Below are 1,469 nucleotides of genomic sequence, written 5' to 3' on the forward strand. Positions count from 1 at the left end.
GCTCACGATGTTTTACTCCTGTTGTTTCCAGTTGAACTTCGCTACTAGCGTACGGTTCCTGCCGCCGCAGAATATTCCTATTTGTGCCCGGCACGGCCGCCTCTTATGGCGGGCAACGGATGTCTACCTAGGTTGTTCCGGCGATGTCGCGACGCGAACGGCGTTAGAAAGCGAGCCAACGTTTCCACACTAGTCGCCGGCCTCCGTCGGAACTGACATGCTTGTCCGCTTTCGCCAAGGAAACGCCTATGCAAACCCCGTCGAGCTCAAAGCCCAAGTTCTGGGCATCCCTGAAGTCCGACATGACGATGATGACACGTTGATCTAGCGGAGCAGCCCTTCGTCGTCGAACGCATCCCAGTCCTTGAACTGAGGCCGGGGCAGGTCCCCCATCGCGGTTGTTCTTGGAACTGCGAGCCTTGTCGCCGCCCTGGCCTGCCCGTGTCAGGGCGGCCTTGCCGGCACCGCGCCGCCTGTTCTCTGCAACTTCCTGCGCATCCTCCTCCCGCCAGACGCTCGGCAGGTCTCGGTCAAGTACATCCTCGATATGCTTCGGATCGAAAACGTGGAACGTGACGGCCTTCGATCGTGCGCGCATCTTCACCGTGCGCGTGCCGACGCTTTGCAGTCGCCCGTCCTTGAGCCACTTGTGACGCTCGAGATCGTGAGGATATCCTCTACCTCGCGCGGCAGGACCGGCAGCACTTCGATGGTTTCAAGCGTCTTGGCGATCTTGTCCGAAGCCGACTCGAACGCTTCTGCATCGTCTTCGCGCATGCGCAACCCGATGCGGCCAGTCTCGGCTTTGACGTATTTCCTCACCGGCCATGGCAGGCGGGCGCGCAATTCGCGCTCGGTCCCTTTCGCGCGCACCGCGGACCCAAGCGTCGCCGATGGCAGCAAAGGCCACTCGGCAATCATTGACAGCGGAGCGCTCATGCTTCGCCCGGAGGAATCTGGTAAAACTTGCCGCAGCGTGCCAATCAGAACCTCCCGCCAACTGCTCACCATTTCGGATTTTTGCAATGGACCACCTGACAACTAGGTCGGGTTGATACGGTAGACATCTGCAGGCTTTCCAGTACCGAAACTGGAGCGAGGCCAGGTGCGCGCACGAGGCCCGCGTCGCAGCATCTCCTATACTGGCTCGCGTCACCAAGGACGCGAGCCAGGTCGAAAAGCTTCTACTTCTCAAGAATTATGCGCTGCTTGTCGCGATTCTGGGCGTAGGTGCTCTTGTCGTAAGCGGCCTGCGCTTCGAGCTGCGCCTTCGTAAGGTTTGTGTAGAGGTAGCGGTTGCCGTTCTTGTCGATCATGAACTTCAGCTGTTCCATTCCAACCGCGACCGACTTTTCTCCGATGCCCAGGAAACCGCCGACGTCGACGACAATGGCGTCAACCTTCTTGTCTGTGCTCAAAACTATGTCGCCGATCTCTCCAACCTTGGCATCATCGGCGCCGTACACAGT

Annotated in this window: 2 protein-coding genes; both read right to left on the bottom strand. The window is 59.2% G+C overall.

All coding sequences use genetic code 11. The features are described from left to right. Positions 1-600: 600 nt before the first annotated feature. Positions 601-1,026 carry a hypothetical protein gene (locus tag ACXJ7R_RS32435; RefSeq protein ID WP_457155364.1) on the bottom strand — a complete coding sequence of 142 codons (426 nt, stop codon included), beginning with the start codon at positions 1,024-1,026 and terminating at the stop codon, positions 601-603. A gap of 158 nt (positions 1,027-1,184) precedes the next feature. Continuing rightward, the coding region (locus tag ACXJ7R_RS32440) for a PRC-barrel domain-containing protein (RefSeq protein ID WP_457155365.1) at positions 1,185-1,469 on the bottom strand (285 nt) is incomplete at its 5' end.

The sequence above is a fragment of the Mesorhizobium sp. P5_C1 genome, assembly GCF_054049815.1.